Raw genomic sequence first — 17907 nt, 5'->3', positions numbered from 1 at the left:
CGCGTAGCCCGATGCACGATATGCCCGAACTCCCCGAAGTCGAAACCACCGTCCGCGGCCTCGCGCCTTTCCTCGAGGGGCAAAGGCTGACGGCGGTCACCACCTTCCGTCCCGACCTGCGCCGCCCCTTTCCCGCCGACCTTGCGCAGCGGCTGACCGGGGCAACGGTCACGGGCCTGTCGCGCCGCGCCAAATATGGCGTGATCTCGACCGACCGCGACGATCATATGATCTTCCACCTCGGCATGTCGGGGCGCTGGCGGACCGAGGGCGGCGAGGCGGGCAAGCACGACCATCTGCTGCTCGAAACCGCGGGCCACCGGCTATTCCTGCATGATCCGCGGCGCTTCGGGTCGGTCGATCTGGTGAGCGGCGATCCGCTGACCTTGTTTCCCGCCTTCGTAACGCTCGGTCCCGAGCCCTTGTCCGAAGCTTTCGACGCCGCCTATCTCGCCAAGGCGCTCGCCGGACGGCGCGCGCCGATCAAGGCGATGCTGCTCGACCAGACGATCGTTGCGGGGCTCGGCAATATCTATGTCTGCGAGGCGCTCAACATGGCGCGCATCGCGCCGACCAAGCCGGCGGCCGACGTATCGAAGGCGAAGCTCGCGGTGCTGGTGCCCGCGATCAAGGATGTGCTGATCGCGGCGATCGCAGCGGGCGGATCGACCTTGCGCGATTTCCTCAGCCCCGAGGGCGACCTCGGCTATTTCGCCAAGGACTGGCGCGTCTATGGACGCGAGGGCGAGGCGTGCGAATGCGGCGGGACGATCGCGCGGATCGTGCAATCGGGCCGGTCGACCTTCTATTGCCCGAAATGCCAACGATAATGCGGGTAATTGCCCGCAAACCCATTGACCAAATCGCCGGTCACCGCTATGCGCGCACCCTTCGAGCAGGGTCCGGTCGTCCGGAACCGGCCGCATCCGGACATTGATTCGCTGCAATTCGCGCGATTCGGCTGCTCCGCTGAGGCTGTGCTCCGACCATGTAGACCGTTTGAGAGACTAGAGGAATTTATGGCCAATACGCCGCAGGCAAAAAAGCGCATCCGCCGCAACACCGCACGCACCGTCGTGAACAAGAATCGCGTTTCGCGCATTCGCACGCTGGTGAAGAAGGTCGAGAACGCCGTCGCCGCCGGCGACAAGGACGCCGCTGCAACCGCACTGAAGGCGGCGCAGCCTGAAATGGCGCGCGGCGTTGCCAAGGGTGTGCTCCACAAGAACACCGTGGCGCGCAAGTTCTCGCGCCTGACCAAGAGCGTGAACGCCATCGCCTGATTCGCTTCGTCCCGAAAGGGAACAAAAAGGACCCGCTGGCTTCATGCCCGCGGGTCCTTTTTTGCGTCGGATATTGTGACAACGCGATGGCAATAGTGTTGCAGCGCGGTAAGTGACGGATTTACGGCGATTCGTTGTTTGGTCATTGGAATGTCATATTTAAACTATTGAAAAATAGTCACAAAATGCCGTTCTGGCGCGATTCCGGCTCCCCTAGTGAGTCAAGATTTTTATTTCAGTATTTTTACATGCCGCACCCTTGATCGACTCGGCGCGGCCTGACTAGACAGGGTGCGTCGTCGGCCTTCGCCGGCGGCCGCCACATCGACATGATTCGCATCTTCTCGGGCTGTCTGCCCCGGATAGTATGTCTGCGCCCCGCGCAGGCGACGAATCGGCGCGTGGTCGGCCGCCCGATCGTGCGACGCGCGGGGACCTGAGGGGGCGGCACGGCGTGATAGAAAGCAGCAATCGGCATGGATATGACGCAAAGGGCGGAGCAATGAGCGGCGATGCTGCAACGCTCTGGCCGCGCGTCGCCGAAGGGCTGCGCCGCGACCTTGGCGTGCGGACGTTTGATCATTGGCTGAAGCCCGTGCGCTTCGCTGACTATTGCACGCTGTCGGGCGTGGTGACGCTCGAAACTGTCAGCCGCTTTTCGGCGAACTGGATCAACGAGCGTTTCGGCGACCGGCTCGAACTCGCATGGCGGCAGCAACTGCCCGCGGTGCGCGGCGTCACGGTGCGTGGCGGCGCCGCCGCCGACGATCGCGCTACGGTCCTCGCTGCCTCGCCGCTGCCGAGCTTCGATGCCCCGGCGCCGACACCCGCCGCCAATCCCGCGCTGCTAGGCTTCGACCCGCGCCTGTCGTTCGACCGCTTCGTGGTCGCGCGCAGCAACATTCTGGCGGCCAACGCCGCGCGCCGCATGGCGATGGTCGAGGCGCCGCAGTTCAATCCGCTCTATCTTTGTTCGGGCACCGGGCAGGGCAAGACGCACCTGCTCCAGGCGATGGCGCAGGATTATGCCGCGGCCCACCCGACCGCGAACATCATCCTGATGTCGGCGGAAAAATTCATGCTCGAATTCGTCGGCGCGATGCGCGGCGGTGATATGATGGCGTTCAAGGCGCGGCTGCGCGCCGCCGACCTGCTGCTGCTCGACGACCTTCAGTTCGTGATCGGCAAGAATTCGACGCAGGAAGAACTGCTCCACACGATCGACGACCTGATGACCGCGGGCAAGCGCCTCGTCGTCACTGCCGACCGCCCGCCGGCGATGCTGGACGGCGTCGAGGCGCGCCTCCTGTCGCGTCTCTCGGGTGGCCTTGTTGCGGATATCGAGGCGCCTGAGGACGACCTGCGCGAACGCATCATCCGCCAGCGGCTGACCGCGATGCCGATGGTCGACGTGCCCGACAATGTCGTCGCCTATCTGGTCAAGCATTTCACGCGCAACATTCGCGAACTCGAAGGCGCGCTCAACAAGCTGCTTGCCTATGCCGCGCTCACTGGCACGACCGTCGACATCGCGCTCGCCGAAGACCGGCTGGCCGAAAATGTCCGAACCGCGCGCCCGCGGATCACGATCGACGAGATCCAGCGCGCGGTCTGCGCGCACTACCGGCTCGACAAGTCGGAAATGTCGTCGAAGCGCCGCGTTCGCGCGGTTGCCCGCCCGCGCCAAGTCGCGATGTACCTCGCGAAGGAACTCACCCCGCGCTCCTACCCCGAAATCGGGCGGCGCTTCGGTGGACGCGACCATTCGACGGTGATCCATGCGGTGCGCACGGTCGAGGCGCTACGCGTCGCCGACAGCGAACTCGACGCCGAGATCGCGGCGATCCGGCGCAGTCTCAACAGCTGATCCACAGACTTATCCCTGGCTTATTCCCGGGGTTATCCACATCGTCGCAGGCCGCTGTTTGAAGGTCTGCTTCGGGGTGGGAGCTGCCTTTCAATCACCCATTTCCGTCATCCCGGGCTTGATCCGGAACCCGCCTTTTCCTTCTGGAAGGCAGGCCCCGGATCAAGTCCGGGATGACGATGATTGATAGGGTGCCTACCGGTCGAAAGTCGGCATTGCTCTCGCCCGAAATCAAAAACGCCCGCCGTCCTTCCGGATGGCGGGCCTTTTGTTTTTGGCTCGGAAGGCGGATCAGCCCTTTTCGGGCGGCGCCACCGTAATCCGCACCCGCTCGCCCGAATTGCCGGGGAAGCCGGTGAACATCGCCTCGACGAGGTTCGGGACGATCGCCTGCAGATTATTGTCGCGCGACTGCGCCTCGGCATGGCCCTCGAACAGGCGAGAGCCGTCGGCGGCGCGGTTGATCTGGAGGTTCAGGCCGCTGGTATAGACGGTATAGCTGCTGACGTCGGTGCCGCCCCAGCCGGGTCCGAAACCGCCGCCCCACAGGAACGGGTCGCGATAGCCATAGACATAGCGGCGCCCGCCGCGGCCGCTGACGATCACCGGGCGATAGAAGCCGCGGCCGTAATAGCCGCCGTACCCGCCGTACCAGGGATCGCCGAAGCCGGGGCTCGACACGACGCGCTCGCGCCCCTTATCGACGCCATAGTCCATACGCACGACGAGGTCTGCGCGTTCGCCATTCGCCGCGGGGCGATAGCCGTAGCGCGTCAGTTCGCCGGCCACCAGATTGGCATAATGGCCGAACTCGATGCCACCCTGCAGCGCGGGGTTGCTTGCTTCGACGACGAAACTCTGGCCCTGCGGCGCGGGAAGCTGGGTCTGGAAGCGCGCGACATCGGCCTTGAACGGCGTCGCGCAACCGGCGAGCGCCAGCGCCGCGCCGGTCATGGCGGCAAGGCCCAGTCGCCTAAGATTCATTTTGCTCATCGTCTTGGCTCCGTAATTCGGGAAGCGCATATAGGCCGCGCTCTCGTACCATAGACTACGCCGACGCGACTTAACCTTGGTTGAACTCGTTTCATCGCGCGGCGGTTCCACGTCCCGATATGGGGACGCGCGCCGCAAAAACAAGAAATTTCGCCCGCGAAACAGCGCGGTGTCAGCGGCACAGCCCCAGCGCGGCATAAGCGGCGTCGAGCGTCGGCTTGGCGAGCGCCGATGCGCGGGCCGCACCGGCCTCGAGAGCGGCGTCGATCGCCGCCGGATCGGACTTGAGTTCGTTCAGCCGCGTCGCGATCGGGCGCAGCGTTTCGACGAGCAGTTCGCCGAGCGCGGGCTTGAACGCGCCGAAGCCCTGTCCGGCAAAGCGCGCGAGCACCTGATCGACGCTTTCGTCGGCCATCGCGGCGTAGATCGACACGAGATTCTTCGCCTCGGCACGGCCCTCGAGCCCTGCGGTCTCCGACGGAAGGGGCTCGGCGTCGGTCTTGGCCTTGCGGATCTTCGCCATGATCGTGTCGGCATCGTCGACCAGATTGATACGGCTCGCATCGCTCGGGTCCGATTTCGACATTTTTGCCGACCCGTCGCGCAGGCTCATGATCCGCGCCGCGGCGGCGGGGATCGTCGGTTCGGGCAGGGTGAAGGTCTCGGTCGCCGTGTCGAGGTTGAACTTGGTCGCGATGTCGCGCGCGAGTTCGAGATGCTGTTTCTGGTCGTCGCCGACGGGAACGTGCGTCGTCTGATAGATCAGCACGTCGGCCGCCTGCAGCACCGGATAGGCGAACAGGCCGACGCTCGCGCCCTCGCGGTTCTTGCCCGACTTTTCCTTGAACTGCGTCATGCGGTTCAGCCAGCCGATGCGCGCGGTACAGAACAAGAGCCACGCCAGCTCGGCGTGCGCGGGAACGCGTGCCTGGTTGAACAGAATCGATTTCGTCGGGTCGATCCCCGCGGCGAGCAACGCCGCCGCCATCTCGCGCGTGTTCGCGGTCAGCTCGGCGGGGTCGTTATACACGGTGATCGCGTGCAGGTCGGCGAGGAAATAAAGCTTTTCGCCCGGCATTTCGTCCTGCATGCGCACCCAGTTGCGGATCGCGCCCAGATAATTGCCGAGATGCAAATTTCCGGTGGGCTGGATGCCCGATAGCGTCCGCATGTCTTACTCCTGTTCAATCGCCGGTTTGGCGCGCCGCCGCGTGAGCATGGCGACCAGATCCTTGTCAAGCGCGCCGACGAGGAAGGCGACGGCGAAAAACACCGCGCCGCCTGCACCACAGAGTGCGGCGAGCGACCAGATACGCTCGAAAACATTGCCGCCATAATAGGGCGCCATCAGCGGCATCATCCACCACAGCAGCGCCGACATCGCCGCGACCGCGGTCAACTGGCGCGCGATGCGCCCCGCGAGCTTCGCGGTGAAATGGAACCAGCCGCGGCGGTGGAGCACGATGTAGAGCAGCAGGCAGTTGAGCGAGGCTGAGGCCGCGGTCGCGCCCGCGAGCCCGACGATGCCGTAGCGCTCGACGACATAGAGGTTGATCGCGATATTGACGATCAGCGCCGCGAGCGCGGTCCACACCGGCGTGCGCATATCCTCGCGCGCGAAGAATCCCGGGTTCAATATCTTGACGATGACATAGGCGGGAAGCCCTGCGACGAGCGCGGCGACGATCTGCGCCATGATCGCGCCGTCGGCATCGGTGAACCGGCCACCGACGAAGAAAGCGGTGACGAAGGCGGGGGCACAGATCGCGAGCGCGGCGGCAGCGGGCAGCGTCAGCAGGGTCGCAATCTCGAACGCATTGCCCTGCAATCGCTGCGCCTCGGCGGCGTCGCCGCTGTGGATGTGGCGCGACAGCATCGGCAGGATCGCGGTGCCCAGCGCGATGCCGACGATACCGAGCGGCAGCTGATTGAGCCGGTCGGCAAGCTTCAGCAGCGTCAGCGAGCCTTGCGCCAGCGAGGTCGCGAAGAAGGTGTCGACGAACTGGCTGATCTGATAAATGCCCGCGCCGAAGGTCGCGGGCAGGATCAGCATGCCGAGCTTTTTCACCTCGGGCGTGAGCCGGGGCATGTGCCAGTGGAGCTTCAGCCCGGCGCGGCGCACCGCCCACCACATATAGGCGAGCTGGACGACGCCCGCGATACTCACCGCGACGCATAGCGCTTCGGCGACGATCCGGTCGTCGCCTCCCGGGCCGCGCAGCCACCATCCGGTGATGATGCCGCCGATCAGCACGATATTGAGCAGCACCGGAGCAAAGGCGCCCGGCGCAAAGCGTGACCGGGCGTTGAGCAGCCCCGACAGCATCGCGACAAGGCTGACAAGCGCCAGATAGGGGAAGGTCACGCGGCTCAGAAACACCGCGAATTCGAACTTGCCCGGCACCTCCTGGAAATCGCGCGCGAGCAGCCACACGATCCCCGGCATCGCGATCATCATGACGGCCGAGAAGGCGAGCAATATCCAGAGGAAGACCGAGAGCACGTCATCGGCGAATTTCGCCGCCGCCGCTTCGCCGCCTTCCCCGTGCAGCGCGCGGCTGTATGTCGGGACGAAGGCGACCGAGAAGGCGCCCTCGGCGAACAGGCGGCGAAAGGTGTTGGGCAGCGTGAAGGCGAGCTGGAAGGCATCGGCGGCGAGGCCGGCGCCCAGCACGCGGGCGAGCAGCATGTCGCGGGCGAAACCGAAGATCCGGCTGACCATCGTCAGCCCGCCGATCGTCCCGACGTTTTTGATGAGGCTGCTCAACCCGTCAGCCCGCCCGAATGGGGGTTAAGCCTGGCCGACCGGCGCGACGTCGCCCGCCTGCTCGGCTTCGACCTGCTGGACCTGCTGCATGAACAGGCCGTGGAAATCGATCGGTTCGAGCAGGAGCGGCGGGAAACCGCCGTCGCGGACCGCATCGGCAACGACACGGCGCGCGAAGGGGAACAGGATTCGCGGCGCTTCGGCGAGGAAAAAGGGCTGAAGCTGGTCGTCGGGGACGTTGCGGACGCCGAACAGGCCGGCGTATTTCAGGTCGATGACGAAGCTGGTGCCCTGATCGGTCTTCGACGTCACGTCGATCTTCAGCGTCACTTCGTACAGATTGTCACCGACGCTGTCGGCGGCGATGTTGAACTGCACATCGACCTGCGGCGCGTCCTGCCACTGATAAACCGCGGGGGCGTTCGGATTTTCGAACGACAGATCCTTCACATATTGCGAGATCAGGCCGATCGCCGGACTCGTGTCTTCGCCATTGGGCTGCAGGGCGGGATTGTTGATGTCGGCGCTGGTCTCGTCAGCCATGATGAAGAAGCTTTCACTGAAAAGATGGAAACAATATCGGCATCCGCGGACCGTGTCGGAACCGCGGCGGACGGTTGCCGCGGCGCTTAGCAGCGCCCGGCGGCGAGCACAATGGGCGCCCTATTCCATCGTATAGTTAAGGCCGAATCGTTGACCCGCGGACCCGCAGCGGCCATGGTCATTTGAAACTATGGCGCGTATCGCCTATGTAACAACCACTATGTTTCCATTGCCCGCATTGGACTTTTGCCCGTGACCGCTTTTTCCATCGTCCTGCTCGCCATGATTGCCGCCTTCCTCGGCATGCGGCTCTACTCGGTGCTCGGCAAGCGCACGGGGCATGAGCAGGAGCCTGTGCTGCCGCGCGAGCGCACTGCCTCGGCGACGGTTCGGCTCGACGAGAATGACGGGTCGCAGGCGCCCGCGCCCGCGTCGGCCGACACCTCGGGTCTCGTCTACGAACCCGCTGCCGAAGCCGGCCTCCGTCAGTTGCTGGCCTCCGACCGCAATTTCGACGCCGGCCGCTTCATGGAAGGCGCCGAAGCCGCGTATCGTATGATCCTCGAAGCCTATTGGAAGGGCGACCGCGACACGCTTCGCGACCTGTGCGACGACGACAGCTACGAAGCTTTTGCCGACGCGATCGCCGCGCGCGAAGCGCGTGGCGAGACGCTCGACAACCGCCTGATGGTCATTGATTCGGCGAAGATCACCGCGGTCGAACTGAATCGCAGCGAGGCGCGCGTCACCGTGCGCTACCGGGCGGATATCAGCGCGGTAACCCGCGATGCCGACGGCAAGCTGATCGCCGGTTCGATGAGCGATGCGACGCAGACCGACGATCTGTGGACCTTCCGCCGCCAGATCGGCAGCAACGACCCCAATTGGGTGCTCGACGAAGCCGAATCGGCCTGACCCCGTGATCCTGACGGTGGGGGCGCCGCGCGCGCGATCGTTCGGATTCGCGCTGCTCGCCGCCATTCCCCTGTTGCCGGGCTGTGCGTCGGTGATTCCCACGACCGATAGTGGCCGTCCCGCCACCACCACCCCTGCACCGCCGCGCCCGGCTGGCACGCCGCGCCCCTATACGCCGCGCCCGTCCGAAGGAGCCGGCGCCGCTGCCCAGCCGATCCCCGCAACCCCGCGCGCGCCGCTTCCCGCAACGCCCGTCCCGGCCGATGCGACGACCGCCGCCGCCAGCGGTGTTGTCGCTGGCGCCGATTTCTCGACGCTCGGCGTGACCGCGCAGCAGGCGGCCGCGGCGCTCGCAGCCTTCCGAATCAGCTGCCCCTCGGTCCAGCGCCGCACCGATAGCAGCGGCCTCACGCAGGGTCCCGACTGGACCGAAAGCTGCACCGCGGCGAAAAGCTGGAAGGACAGCGACGCTTCGGCCTTCTTCACCCGGTATTTCGGCACCGTGCAGGTCGGCGCGGGTACCGCCTTCGTCACCGGCTATTATGAACCCGAGATCGCGGGCTCGCGCACAAAGCGGCCGGGCTATGACGTTCCCATCTATCGCCGCCCCGCCGATCTCGTCGAAGTCGACCTCGGCCAGTTCGCCGACGATTTGAAGGGCCGCAAGATCCGCGGCCGCGTCGACGGCTCGAATTTCACGCGCTATTACGACCGCGCTGCGATCGAGAGCGGGGCGCTCGACGGGCGCGGACTCGAAATCGCTTATGCCGCCGACGCCGCCGAATTTTTCTTCCTGCAGGTGCAGGGCTCGGGAAGGCTCCGCCTGCCCGACGGCGGCATCATGCGCATCGGCTACGATACGCAGAACGGCCGCGGCTATGTCGGCATCGGCAAGCTTTTGCTCGACCGCGGCGAGTTGCAGCGCGGGCAGGCGTCGATGCAGGGTATCCTCGATTACCTCCGCGCCGATCCGGTGCGCGGCGCCGCGGTCATGAACGAGAACCCGAGCTGGGTCTTTTTCCGCGAACTCACCGGCCCCGGGCCGCTCGGCGCGCTCGGGGTACCCGTTACCGGCCGCGCGAGCGTCGCCGCCGATCCCAAATATGTGCCGCTCGGCGCGCCCGTCTTCCTTTCGCTCGACCGCGCCGAGCCCAATGGGCTGTGGATCGCGCAGGACACCGGCGGCGCGATCAAGGGTGCGAACCGCTTCGACAGCTTCTGGGGCGCGGGCGACGATGCGCGCGCGATCGCCGGCGGCATGGCGGGCCGCGGCTCGGCGCTGCTGCTGCTCCCGCGCGCCAGCATCGCACGGCTGATCCCGGCGCCTTGATGTGCCGCGGCGCCTCGCCCCCGACGAAAGCGCGCTGTGGAAAAAGGTCGCGGCGACCGTAAAGCCGCTCGCCAAGGCGAAGGCGCCGCTCGCGCCGGTAGCGCCGCCGACCGTCAGCCCCCCCAAGCCGACCCCGCGCGCCACCGCCGCCCCCGCTGCCGCGCCCCGCCCCGCGACGAAACTGCCGCCGCCGCGCCGCACCCACCAGGCCGCGACGCTCGATGGCCATTGGGACCGCCGCTTGCGCAAAGGGCTCGTGCGCCCCGACCTCAGCATCGACCTTCACGGTCATACGCTCGCCTCGGCGCAGGCGTTGCTCGACGAGGCGATCGGGCGCGGACTGATGCGCGGCGCGCGCGTGCTGCTCGTGGTCGCGGGACGCCTGCGTCCCGGCGCCGACCGCCTGCCGCAGATGCACGGCGACCCGCGCCCGCGCGGCGCGATCCGCGCGTCGCTGCCCGACTGGCTCGCTTACTCGCCCTACGCCGACCAGATCGTCGCGCTTCGCCCCGCGCATATCAGCCACGGCGGGGCGGGCGCGGTCTATGTCATCCTGCGGCGCGCCAGAGAAGATTAGGCGCGAAGACTAGAGGAAAGCGCGCATCAAGATGCCGCGATAAATGGCGGTCAGCGTGTGGAGATCCGCCACCGCGACCGCCTCGTCGAGCTTGTGCATCGTCGCATTGGTCAGCCCGAACTCGACCACCGGGCAGAGCGCATGGAGGAAGCGCGCGTCCGACGTGCCGCCGGTGGTCGACATTTCGGGGCGCACATCGGTCTCGGCATGGATCGCCTCGGCGACCAGTTCGGACAGGTCGCCCGGCGGGGTGAGGAAGGCTTCGCCCGAAATCTTGCCCAGTATTTTCGCATTCGGCTCGACGTCGTGCGCGATGCGCTCGATCAGCGCGACGAGGTCGGCGCCCTTATGCTGGTCGTTGAAGCGGATCGACAGCCGCGCGCGGGCGGAGGCGGGGATGACGTTGGTCGCGCCATTGCCGACCTCGACATCGGTAAATTCGATGTTCGACGGCTGGAACCAGTCGTTGCCGCTGTCGAGCACCACCGCGTCGATCGCCGCCAAGATCTTGACCAGCTTGGGGATCGGATTGTCGGCGAGGTGCGGATAGGCGACATGGCCCTGCGTTCCCGGCACGTCGATCCAGATATTGACCGAGCCGCGCCGGCCGATCTTCACCATGTCGCCGAGCCGGTTCACCGAGGTCGGCTCGCCGACGACGATCATGTCGGGACGCACGCCGCGCGCATCCATATGTTCCATCAGCGCGCGGGTGCCGAAGATCGCGGGGCCTTCCTCGTCGCCGGTGATGATCAGGCTGATCGTGCCTGCCTCGACCGGAGTGGCAGCCGCTGCGGCGACAAAGGCGGCAATCGAGCCCTTCATGTCGACCGCGCCGCGGCCGTAGAGCAGATCGCCGCGTACTTCGGGAGCGAAGGCATCGCCGGTCCAGCCGACACCCGGCGGCACGACGTCGAGATGCCCCGCAAAGCCGAAATGCTTCGGCCCCTTGCCCGTCCGCACCGCAAGCAGGTTTTCGACCGGTCCGTCGGGCTCGATCCCGTCGATGAACCGCTCGACGGTAAAGCCGAGCGGCGTCAGCGCCGCCTCCAGCGTGTCGAACACGGCGCCCATGGCGGGGGTGACGCTCGGCGCGGCGATCAGCGCCTTGGCGAGTTCTACGGGGTCCACGGTTTCGGTCATGCCGCTCCCTTACTCCCTTGCGCTGCGGCAAGTCGAGGCTTTGCATCGCGCCGCCTTTGTGCGAAACAAAGAAGGAACAAAGCTACGAGGACTGCCATGCCCAAGCTCGATCTCGATACGATCCCGCAAACCAACACGACCGGCTATCCCGCGCCCTATAACCAACCCGTGCAAGGCCGCTGGTATCGCCGTCTCGCCCCTGCCACGGGACTCAGCGATTTCGCCGCGAGCCATGTCGTGCTCAAACCCGGCGCCTGGTCGTCGCAGCGCCATTGGCACGACGGCGAGGACGAGATGCTGGTGATGATCTCGGGCGAGGCAGTGCTGATCGAGGACGACGGGCGCTGGCCGATGCGGGCGGGCGATATCGCGGTGTGGCCCAAGGGCAGCACCAACGGCCATCATCTGGTCAACGAATCGGATGCCGACTGCGTCTTCGTCGCGCTGGGCGGCGGCAAGAAATACGACACCGGCGGCGGCTATTCGGACATCGATATGCTCTTCACGCCCGACGGCTATTTCCACAAGGACGGCACGCCCTATCCGACGAGCCGCATCCCCTAACGGATATGGAAGCTCAACAAGGTGAAGCGTGCCGGGGCGGTCGCATAGACGCCGTGACCGCGCGCCGCCGGCGATCCGAAGACCAGCCCGATACGCTCGATATCAGCGAGTGCGGCCTCGCTCGCGCCCGGCTTCGATCCGGCGGTTCGGCCCAGGACGGAAATCCAGTTCGGATCGTCGAGCCCGACGATGATTTCATGCTCGCCCGGCGCGATTTCGCGCACTGTGGCGGCAGGGGCGTACCAGCGAAAATCTTCGTAGCGGCCCTTCGCGCTCCAATTGTCGCCGCGCCGCTGGAAATAGAGCGACACGGTGGCGGGAACATCGGGGCTTTCCTGCGGCACGAAGCGCGTGCCGGCCTGTGCATCGACGCGGTAGCGCACGACGATGCGGGCTTGCGGCGAGATCGGGCCGGGGCGGAAGGTGACATAATGGACATGGCCGGCGGCGGCGCTGCCGACGGGAAAGTCGAATTGCCAGCCGGTGTGGGTGGGCTGCGGATGCAGCGGCATGCCTTGCGAATAATTTTTGCCGCGGATGATCGGGCCAATCTCCCAGTCCGCCCCGCGCTGCGCCGCAGCCGGGCTGGCGGCGGGGAGTAGCAGGGCAAGGGCGATCAACGCCGCGATGACAGGGTAGCGCATAGGCCCGGAATAGCAGACCGACATGGTCCCGTCCTGAACGGCCGGTTCATCGCCGCGATAGCTTGGGCTCAGCCCTCGACCGGCCCCTCGAATTTCTCGATGATCCAGTCCTCGGCCTGCGCGCCGCCGATCCATTCCTGCATGCACGGATGGCTGATCACCGCCTGCGCATAAGCGGCGGCGAAGCGCGGCAGCGGGATCGAGTAGGTGATAAAGCGCGTCACGACCGGCGCGAACATGATGTCGGCGGCCGACCAGCTGCCAAAGAGGAAATCGCCCTCGCCGCCGAACCGCGCACGCGCCTCGGCCCAGATCTGGAAGATGCGGACGACATCGGCCTGCACTTCGGGCAGCAGCTCGGCGGGGGGATAGATGCGGCGAATATTCATGCTGTGGTTGCGGCGGAGCGCGGCAAAGCTCGAATGCATTTCGGCCGCCATCGACCGTGCCATCGCGCGCGCCGCCATGTCGTCGGGCCAGAAACCCTTCGTCCCGCCGGTCTTTTCGTTGAGATAGTCGATGATCGCGAGGCTGTCCCACACGACGATATCGTCGCCGTCCCACAGGATCGGCACCTTGCCGCCCGACGGCGCGAACTCGTCGCCCTCGCGCCGGTTCGACCAGTCCTCGTCGTAAAGCGGGACGGTGACTTCCTCGAACGGCAGGCCGCTATGCTTGACCGCCAGCCAGCCGCGCAGGCTCCAGCTCGAATAGGCCTTGTTGCCGAGAAACAGTTTCATGCGATCTCCTTGACCCCACCCTCAAGGGGAGGGAGGAAAAGGTCAACTCTCGACCGCTTCCAGCACCGCGGTGCGCAGTTCGGCGACGCCCATGCCCTTTTCGCTGCTCGTCGCGATCACTTGCGGATGCGCGGCGGGGTGCTTGCGCGCCTCGGCTTCGGTCGCGGCCTGCACCGCTTCTAGCTCGGTCGCCTTGATCTTGTCGGCCTTGGTCAGCACGATACGATAGCTGACCGCCGCGGTGTCGAGCATTTCGAGCACGTCGCGGTCGACCTCCTTGATCCCGTGGCGGCTGTCGATCAGCACCAGCGTGCGTTTCAATACCGCGCGGCCGCGGAGGTAATCGTTGATCAGGAAGCGCCATTTCCTGACGACATCCTTTGGTGCCTTGGCAAAGCCGTAACCGGGCATGTCGACCAGCCGGAAGATCAGCGGTTCGCCGACGTCGAAATAGTTGAGTTCCTGCGTCCGCCCCGGCGTCACCGAGGTGCGCGCGAGGTTGTTGCGGTTCGTCAGCGCGTTGAGCAGCGACGATTTGCCGACGTTCGAGCGCCCCGCGAACGCGATCTCGGGCATGCTGGCCGGCGGCAGATGTTCGAGCGCGGGCGCCGATTTCAGGAACGTGATCGGTCCCGAAAACAGCTTGCGCGCGCGCTCCGCCCGTTCGGGATCGGCGCCGGGTTCGAGTTCGACTTCGCTCACTTTGCTGCCGCCGCTTTCAGCGCCGGGAACTTGCGATACATCCACTGCTGCTGCGCGATCGACAGCAGGTTGTTGGTGATCCAGTAGAGCAGCAAGCCCGCCGCGAACGGCGCCATGATGAACATGAACAGCCACGGCATGATCTTGAACACCTGCTGCTGCACGGGGTCGGTCGCCTGCGGATTCAGACGGAACTGCAGGAACATCGTGATGCCGAGGATCACCGCGAGGACGCCGATGCTGAGGATCGACGGCGGGGTGAAGGGCAGCAGCCCGAACAGATTGAGGATGTGCAGCGGATCGGGCGCCGACAAATCCTTGATCCACAGGATGAACGGCTGGTGCCGCATTTCGATCGTCAGCATCAGCACTTTATACAGCGCATAGAAGATCGGGATCTGGATCAGGATCGGCAGGCAGCCGGCGAGCGGATTGATCTTCTCGTCCTTATAGAGCTTCATCAGCTCCTGCTGCATCTTGGGCTTGTCGTCCTTATAGCGTTCCTGCAGCGCCTTCATCTTCGGCTGGACGAGGCGCATTTGCGCCATCGATCCGAACTGGCGCTGCGCGATCGGGAACATCAGCGCGCGGATGATCAAGGTCAGGACCATGATCGCGACGCCGAAATTGCCGACCTGTTTGAACAGCCAGTCGAGCAGCTTGAAGATCGGCACCTCGAAAAATTCGAACCAGCCCCAGTCGATCGCGTTCGACAGGCGGGTGATGCCCTGATCGTCCTGATAGTGCGAGAGCGTGCTGACTTCCTTGGCACCGGCGAAGACGCGACTGGTCGTCGTAATCTGCTTGCCCGGCGCAACCTCGACAAGGTCGCGGGCGAAGGCGGCGCGGAACGCGCCCCCCGGCAGCGAATTGAACGCGGCCGAGACTTTCTCGCCCTTCGCGGGGACGACCGCGGCGAGCCAATATTTGTCGGTAAAGCCGAGCCAGCCTGCCGAGGTGTAGGAAACGGTGTTGTTCGCGGCCTCCTCGAGTTCGTCATAATTGGTGAAGTTCGACTTGCCGTCGAGATAGCCGGTCGGGCCGACATGGATCGTCCAGCTGTCCTGCTCGTGCGGGTCGGTCGGCTTGCCGGTGCGGTCGATATAGGTGCCGCTGCGCACCGCGACTGGCGCGGCGCCGGTGTTGGCGATCGTCTGCTTCGCGGTGATCAGATAATCATCGTCGATGCTATATTCGATGCGGAAGGTCTGACCGGCGCCGTTGGCCCAGCTCAGCGTGACCGGCGTCGTCGGGGTCAATTTGCTCCCGGTCGCGGTCCAGACCGTGGTCGGGCCCGGAACGACGACGCCCTGCGCCGACCAGCCGATGCTCGCGAAATAGGCGGCCTTGGTGCCCGCGGGGGCAAACAGGCGAACCGGCGGCGAATCCTTTTTGATCGTCTGGCGATATTTGCTGAGCGTAATGTCGTCGACGCGCGCGCCGACGAGGTTGATCGACCCCTTGATCGCGGGAGTTTCGATCGGAATGCGGTTGCCGTCGGCGAGCACCGCTTCGATCGGGCGGATCGCTTGCGGCGCGGCCGTAGCGGGCACGCCCGGGGCGGGCAGCGCGGCGGGTTGGCCCGGCGCCGCGGCGGGCGCGGTGCCGCCCGGCCCGGCGACCGTCGTGGTCACATCGGGCTTGTCGGGCGTGGGGAAGAATTTCTCGGAGACGAAATTCCAGCCGATCAGGATGGCCACCGACAATAAAATTGCCGCGATCATGTTACGCTTGTCGTCCACGCTCTTCGGTCTCTCTTCGTCTCTAAAGAATGTCGGGAATGATTACGGGACCGGGTCGTACCCGTGTCCCCCCCAAGGATGGCAGCGCAATAGCCGCTTTGTCGCCAGCCAGCCACCCTTGATCGCACCATGGCGCTGGAGCGCGGTGATCGCATAGGCACTGCACGACGGCGCGTAGCGGCAGGTGGGCGGCAGGATGCGCGAAGGGCCGATTTGCCACCCGCGCGCGATCAGGATGAGCAATTTCGCGATCATGCCGGTTTCACGAGCTTCTTCGCCGCGCGCTTGAGCGCCGAATCGAGATGCTCGCCAAGCTCGGCAAAGAGGATGTCGTTGCCACCCGGCCGACCGATCAGGACATGGTCGGCACCGGCGATTCCCGATTCGGGGAGCGCGGCGCGGCACAGTTCGCGCAGCCGGCGCTTCATCCGGTTGCGCGTGACTGAATTGCCGACTTTCTTGCTGACGGTATAGCCAATGCCCAGCGAATCGTCGCCGTCGCCGCGCTGGCGGACGAGCAGAACAAAGCCGGGCATGGGAAAGCGAAGGCCGCGGTTTGCGGCCAAGAATTCGCTACGTTTTGAAAGGGTTCGCACCGGCTGAGCCAGCGCGCCACCGGCCTGGATCAGGCCGACAGCTTCTTGCGGCCCTGGGCGCGGCGGTTGGCGAGAATCTTGCGGCCGCCAACCGTCGCCTTGCGGGCGCGGAAACCGTGGCGACGGGCGCGCACGAGGTTGCTCGGTTGAAAGGTACGCTTCATCGCGGTTGTCCCTAATTCTCGTCAAAGGCTCTAACAGAAAAGGGCCGCCAAACGTGGGCGGCCACTGATGGAGGCGCGGATAAGCGAGAGTCGGCGGAAAGTCAATTGCCATTGGCGCGGTTTTCGGGCGTTTCGCCATCGATCGCTTCTTGCGCGTCGCGCTCGCGCCGCCGCGCCGCGCTGCTGCGCCGCATCAGGCGGTCGGTCCAGCCGGCATAGCGCGGGTGGCGCCGTTTGAAGCGGACATAGACGCGTTTCGCCCACTCGCTGTTCTGCAAAGCCAGCATCAGTCCCGCGGGAAAGAGGAGGATAAAGCCGGGCCCCGGCAGCGGACCGAGCAGCGGTGCGGCGATCATCAGCAGCAAGCCAAGGACGAACAGCCCTGTTCGCACCTGTGGGTTCGTGCGCAATCGCTGGTAGAGGCTGCGTTTCGCCATGGGGGCGATGTGGGGGAGGGGGCGGCGTGTTACAAGGCTAAAGCAGCGCCGCCGCCAAGCCGCGTCAGTTGAGCGTGACGAAGCGTGCCATATCGTCGCGCGTCAGATAGCGGACATTGTCGAACGGGGTGCTGTTGGTCAGCGCGTAAAATTCGCGCGCCTTGGCGTCGTTCAGCCCCATTTCGCGGTAATAGCCCAGATATTCGGCGTGGACCGGGTCGTTCGCGGGATAGTCGTTCGCCTCGCGGCCATATTCGTCGGCCCAGCTATGGACGCCGAATTCGGCGTCGGGCGCGGCGCGGCGGGTGACGCCCGCGAGCCACAGCTCGACTGCGCCCGAGCGGATCGAGCCGCCCGCCGGAACGACGGTTTCCATCCCGGCGCGGCGGATGGCCCGCGCGAGGATCAGATTGGCTTCCTCGTCGAGGCTGCCGGGGCAGTCGGTCATCTCAAGCCGCTTGAGCCCAGGAAAGGCCGCGAGCATCGCCGCGAACTGGCGCGGGGTCGCCGAAGTGACGTCGCCCGCCATGCGGACGGTCGCGCTGTCGATCACCGAGAAGGGACCGAAGCTGGCCTTGGCGTGGCCGAGCGTCGCGAGCGTGGCGGCGGGCGCATAACGGCGCGTCGCCGCGAAATCGGCATCTTCGGTGAGCGCCTCGTCCCCCAGCAGCGCGGCATCTTCGTCGATATACTCCGCGCCGTCGTCGTCGCCGGCATCGTCATAGGTCCACGTCACCGTCGTCGTGGTGATCGTCACGACCTGCTGCGCCTGCGCCGGCGCGAACGCCAGCACCGCCGCGAGTGCGGCGACAATGAGCGTGCGCAGAAAGGCGGATGGCGAAACCATGCGTCCGCCTTCGCGCGTGCGCGCCTATCAAATGGCGAACAGGCAGCGTCAGC

The 17907-nt window shown here is 65.7% G+C and carries 21 protein-coding genes; 7 read left to right on the top strand and 14 right to left on the bottom strand.

The genetic code is table 11. The annotated features are described in order from the left end of the window. Positions 1–20 precede the first annotated feature (20 nt). From mutM to dnaA, 3 genes are all read left to right on the top strand, one after another. Positions 21–830: a bifunctional DNA-formamidopyrimidine glycosylase/DNA-(apurinic or apyrimidinic site) lyase gene (gene mutM / locus ASD73_RS12625; RefSeq protein WP_056373597.1), complete on the top strand. Its 810-nt coding sequence runs from the start codon at positions 21–23 to the stop codon at positions 828–830. Positions 831–1019: 189 nt separating this feature from the next. Further along, positions 1020–1283, top strand: coding sequence for a 30S ribosomal protein S20 (gene rpsT, locus ASD73_RS12620; RefSeq protein WP_037514171.1), 264 nt, complete (start codon positions 1020–1022; stop codon positions 1281–1283). Between the two features lie 502 nt (positions 1284–1785). Then, positions 1786–3150 (top strand): chromosomal replication initiator protein DnaA, encoded by a 1365-nt coding sequence (dnaA, locus tag ASD73_RS12615; RefSeq protein WP_056372776.1) that lies wholly within the window; start codon positions 1786–1788, stop codon positions 3148–3150. A 291-nt stretch (positions 3151–3441) separates the two neighbouring features. Here the strand turns inward: dnaA and ASD73_RS12610 are convergent, their stop codons facing one another. The 4 genes from ASD73_RS12610 to secB all read right to left on the bottom strand — a co-directional run bounded on the left by ASD73_RS12610 (position 3442) and on the right by secB (position 7453). Further along, entirely contained in the window at positions 3442–4143 is a 702-nt protein-coding gene (locus tag ASD73_RS12610; RefSeq protein WP_056373595.1) for a DUF4136 domain-containing protein, read from the bottom strand. Between the two features lie 172 nt (positions 4144–4315). Continuing rightward, positions 4316–5314: a tryptophan--tRNA ligase gene (gene trpS / locus ASD73_RS12605; protein WP_056372775.1), complete on the bottom strand. Its 999-nt coding sequence runs from the start codon at positions 5312–5314 to the stop codon at positions 4316–4318. A 3-nt stretch (positions 5315–5317) separates the two neighbouring features. Then, positions 5318–6910: a murein biosynthesis integral membrane protein MurJ gene (murJ, locus tag ASD73_RS12600; protein WP_082521515.1), complete on the bottom strand. Its 1593-nt coding sequence runs from the start codon at positions 6908–6910 to the stop codon at positions 5318–5320. 24 nt (positions 6911–6934) lie between these two features. Next, positions 6935–7453, bottom strand: a complete 519-nt coding sequence (secB, locus tag ASD73_RS12595) for a protein-export chaperone SecB (RefSeq protein ID WP_056372774.1) — start codon at positions 7451–7453, stop codon at positions 6935–6937. Between the two features lie 252 nt (positions 7454–7705). Here secB and ASD73_RS12590 point away from each other — a divergent pair, with 252 nt between their 5' ends. From ASD73_RS12590 to ASD73_RS12580, 3 genes are read left to right on the top strand one after another with little or no spacing between them, the layout of a single operon-like run. After that, positions 7706–8368: a Tim44/TimA family putative adaptor protein gene (locus ASD73_RS12590; protein ID WP_156377371.1), complete on the top strand. Its 663-nt coding sequence runs from the start codon at positions 7706–7708 to the stop codon at positions 8366–8368. A gap of 4 nt (positions 8369–8372) precedes the next feature. After that, complete coding sequence (locus ASD73_RS12585) at positions 8373–9698, top strand: MltA domain-containing protein (protein WP_056376069.1); 1326 nt, start codon at positions 8373–8375, stop codon at positions 9696–9698. A gap of 1 nt (position 9699) precedes the next feature. Continuing rightward, positions 9700–10275 carry a Smr/MutS family protein gene (locus tag ASD73_RS12580; RefSeq protein WP_056372773.1) on the top strand — a complete coding sequence of 192 codons (576 nt, stop codon included), beginning with the start codon at positions 9700–9702 and terminating at the stop codon, positions 10273–10275. A 9-nt stretch (positions 10276–10284) separates the two neighbouring features. On the opposite strand, the gene dapE is transcribed toward ASD73_RS12580, so the two are convergent. Further along, a complete protein-coding gene (dapE, locus tag ASD73_RS12575; RefSeq protein ID WP_056372772.1) occupies positions 10285–11418 on the bottom strand; it encodes a succinyl-diaminopimelate desuccinylase in 1134 nt (377 codons plus the stop codon). Positions 11419–11514: 96 nt separating this feature from the next. Between dapE and ASD73_RS12570 the strand changes: the two genes are divergently transcribed. Continuing rightward, positions 11515–11982, top strand: coding sequence for a cupin domain-containing protein (locus tag ASD73_RS12570; protein WP_056372771.1), 468 nt, complete (start codon positions 11515–11517; stop codon positions 11980–11982). Here the strand turns inward: ASD73_RS12570 and ASD73_RS12565 are convergent. The 9 genes from ASD73_RS12565 to ASD73_RS12525 all read right to left on the bottom strand — a co-directional run bounded on the left by ASD73_RS12565 (position 11979) and on the right by ASD73_RS12525 (position 17854). Beyond that, positions 11979–12626 (bottom strand): hypothetical protein, encoded by a 648-nt coding sequence (locus ASD73_RS12565; protein WP_056372770.1) that lies wholly within the window; start codon positions 12624–12626, stop codon positions 11979–11981. The genes ASD73_RS12570 and ASD73_RS12565 overlap by 4 nt on opposite strands. 68 nt (positions 12627–12694) lie before the next feature. Further along, on the bottom strand, positions 12695–13366 hold the full coding sequence (locus ASD73_RS12560; protein WP_056372769.1) for a glutathione S-transferase family protein: 672 nt from the start codon (positions 13364–13366) through the stop codon (positions 12695–12697). Positions 13367–13408: 42 nt separating this feature from the next. Beyond that, positions 13409–14068, bottom strand: coding sequence for a ribosome biogenesis GTP-binding protein YihA/YsxC (gene yihA / locus ASD73_RS12555; RefSeq protein ID WP_056372768.1), 660 nt, complete (start codon positions 14066–14068; stop codon positions 13409–13411). Continuing rightward, complete coding sequence (gene yidC / locus ASD73_RS12550; RefSeq protein ID WP_056372767.1) at positions 14065–15810, bottom strand: membrane protein insertase YidC; 1746 nt, start codon at positions 15808–15810, stop codon at positions 14065–14067. The genes yihA and yidC overlap by 4 nt, the downstream gene beginning before the upstream one ends. 42 nt (positions 15811–15852) lie before the next feature. Then, entirely contained in the window at positions 15853–16065 is a 213-nt protein-coding gene (yidD, locus tag ASD73_RS12545; protein ID WP_037517062.1) for a membrane protein insertion efficiency factor YidD, read from the bottom strand. After that, the gene (rnpA, locus tag ASD73_RS12540) at positions 16062–16406 is read right to left on the bottom strand and encodes a ribonuclease P protein component (protein ID WP_082521514.1); all 345 of its coding nucleotides are present in this window, start codon (positions 16404–16406) and stop codon (positions 16062–16064) included. The genes yidD and rnpA overlap by 4 nt, the downstream gene beginning before the upstream one ends. Positions 16407–16435: 29 nt before the next feature. Further along, positions 16436–16570: a 50S ribosomal protein L34 gene (rpmH, locus tag ASD73_RS12535; protein ID WP_039570342.1), complete on the bottom strand. Its 135-nt coding sequence runs from the start codon at positions 16568–16570 to the stop codon at positions 16436–16438. A 101-nt stretch (positions 16571–16671) separates the two neighbouring features. Continuing rightward, positions 16672–17007, bottom strand: coding sequence for a PGPGW domain-containing protein (locus tag ASD73_RS12530; protein ID WP_056372765.1), 336 nt, complete (start codon positions 17005–17007; stop codon positions 16672–16674). 64 nt (positions 17008–17071) lie between these two features. Continuing rightward, positions 17072–17854 carry a hypothetical protein gene (locus ASD73_RS12525; protein ID WP_056372764.1) on the bottom strand — a complete coding sequence of 261 codons (783 nt, stop codon included), beginning with the start codon at positions 17852–17854 and terminating at the stop codon, positions 17072–17074. Positions 17855–17907: the final 53 nt, after the last annotated feature.

Source organism: Sphingopyxis sp. Root154 (assembly GCF_001427105.1).
Lineage (GTDB): Bacteria > Pseudomonadota > Alphaproteobacteria > Sphingomonadales > Sphingomonadaceae > Sphingopyxis.
The sequence above is the reverse complement of the archived record's forward strand: the minus strand, read 5'-3'. Positions and strand labels throughout refer to the sequence as shown.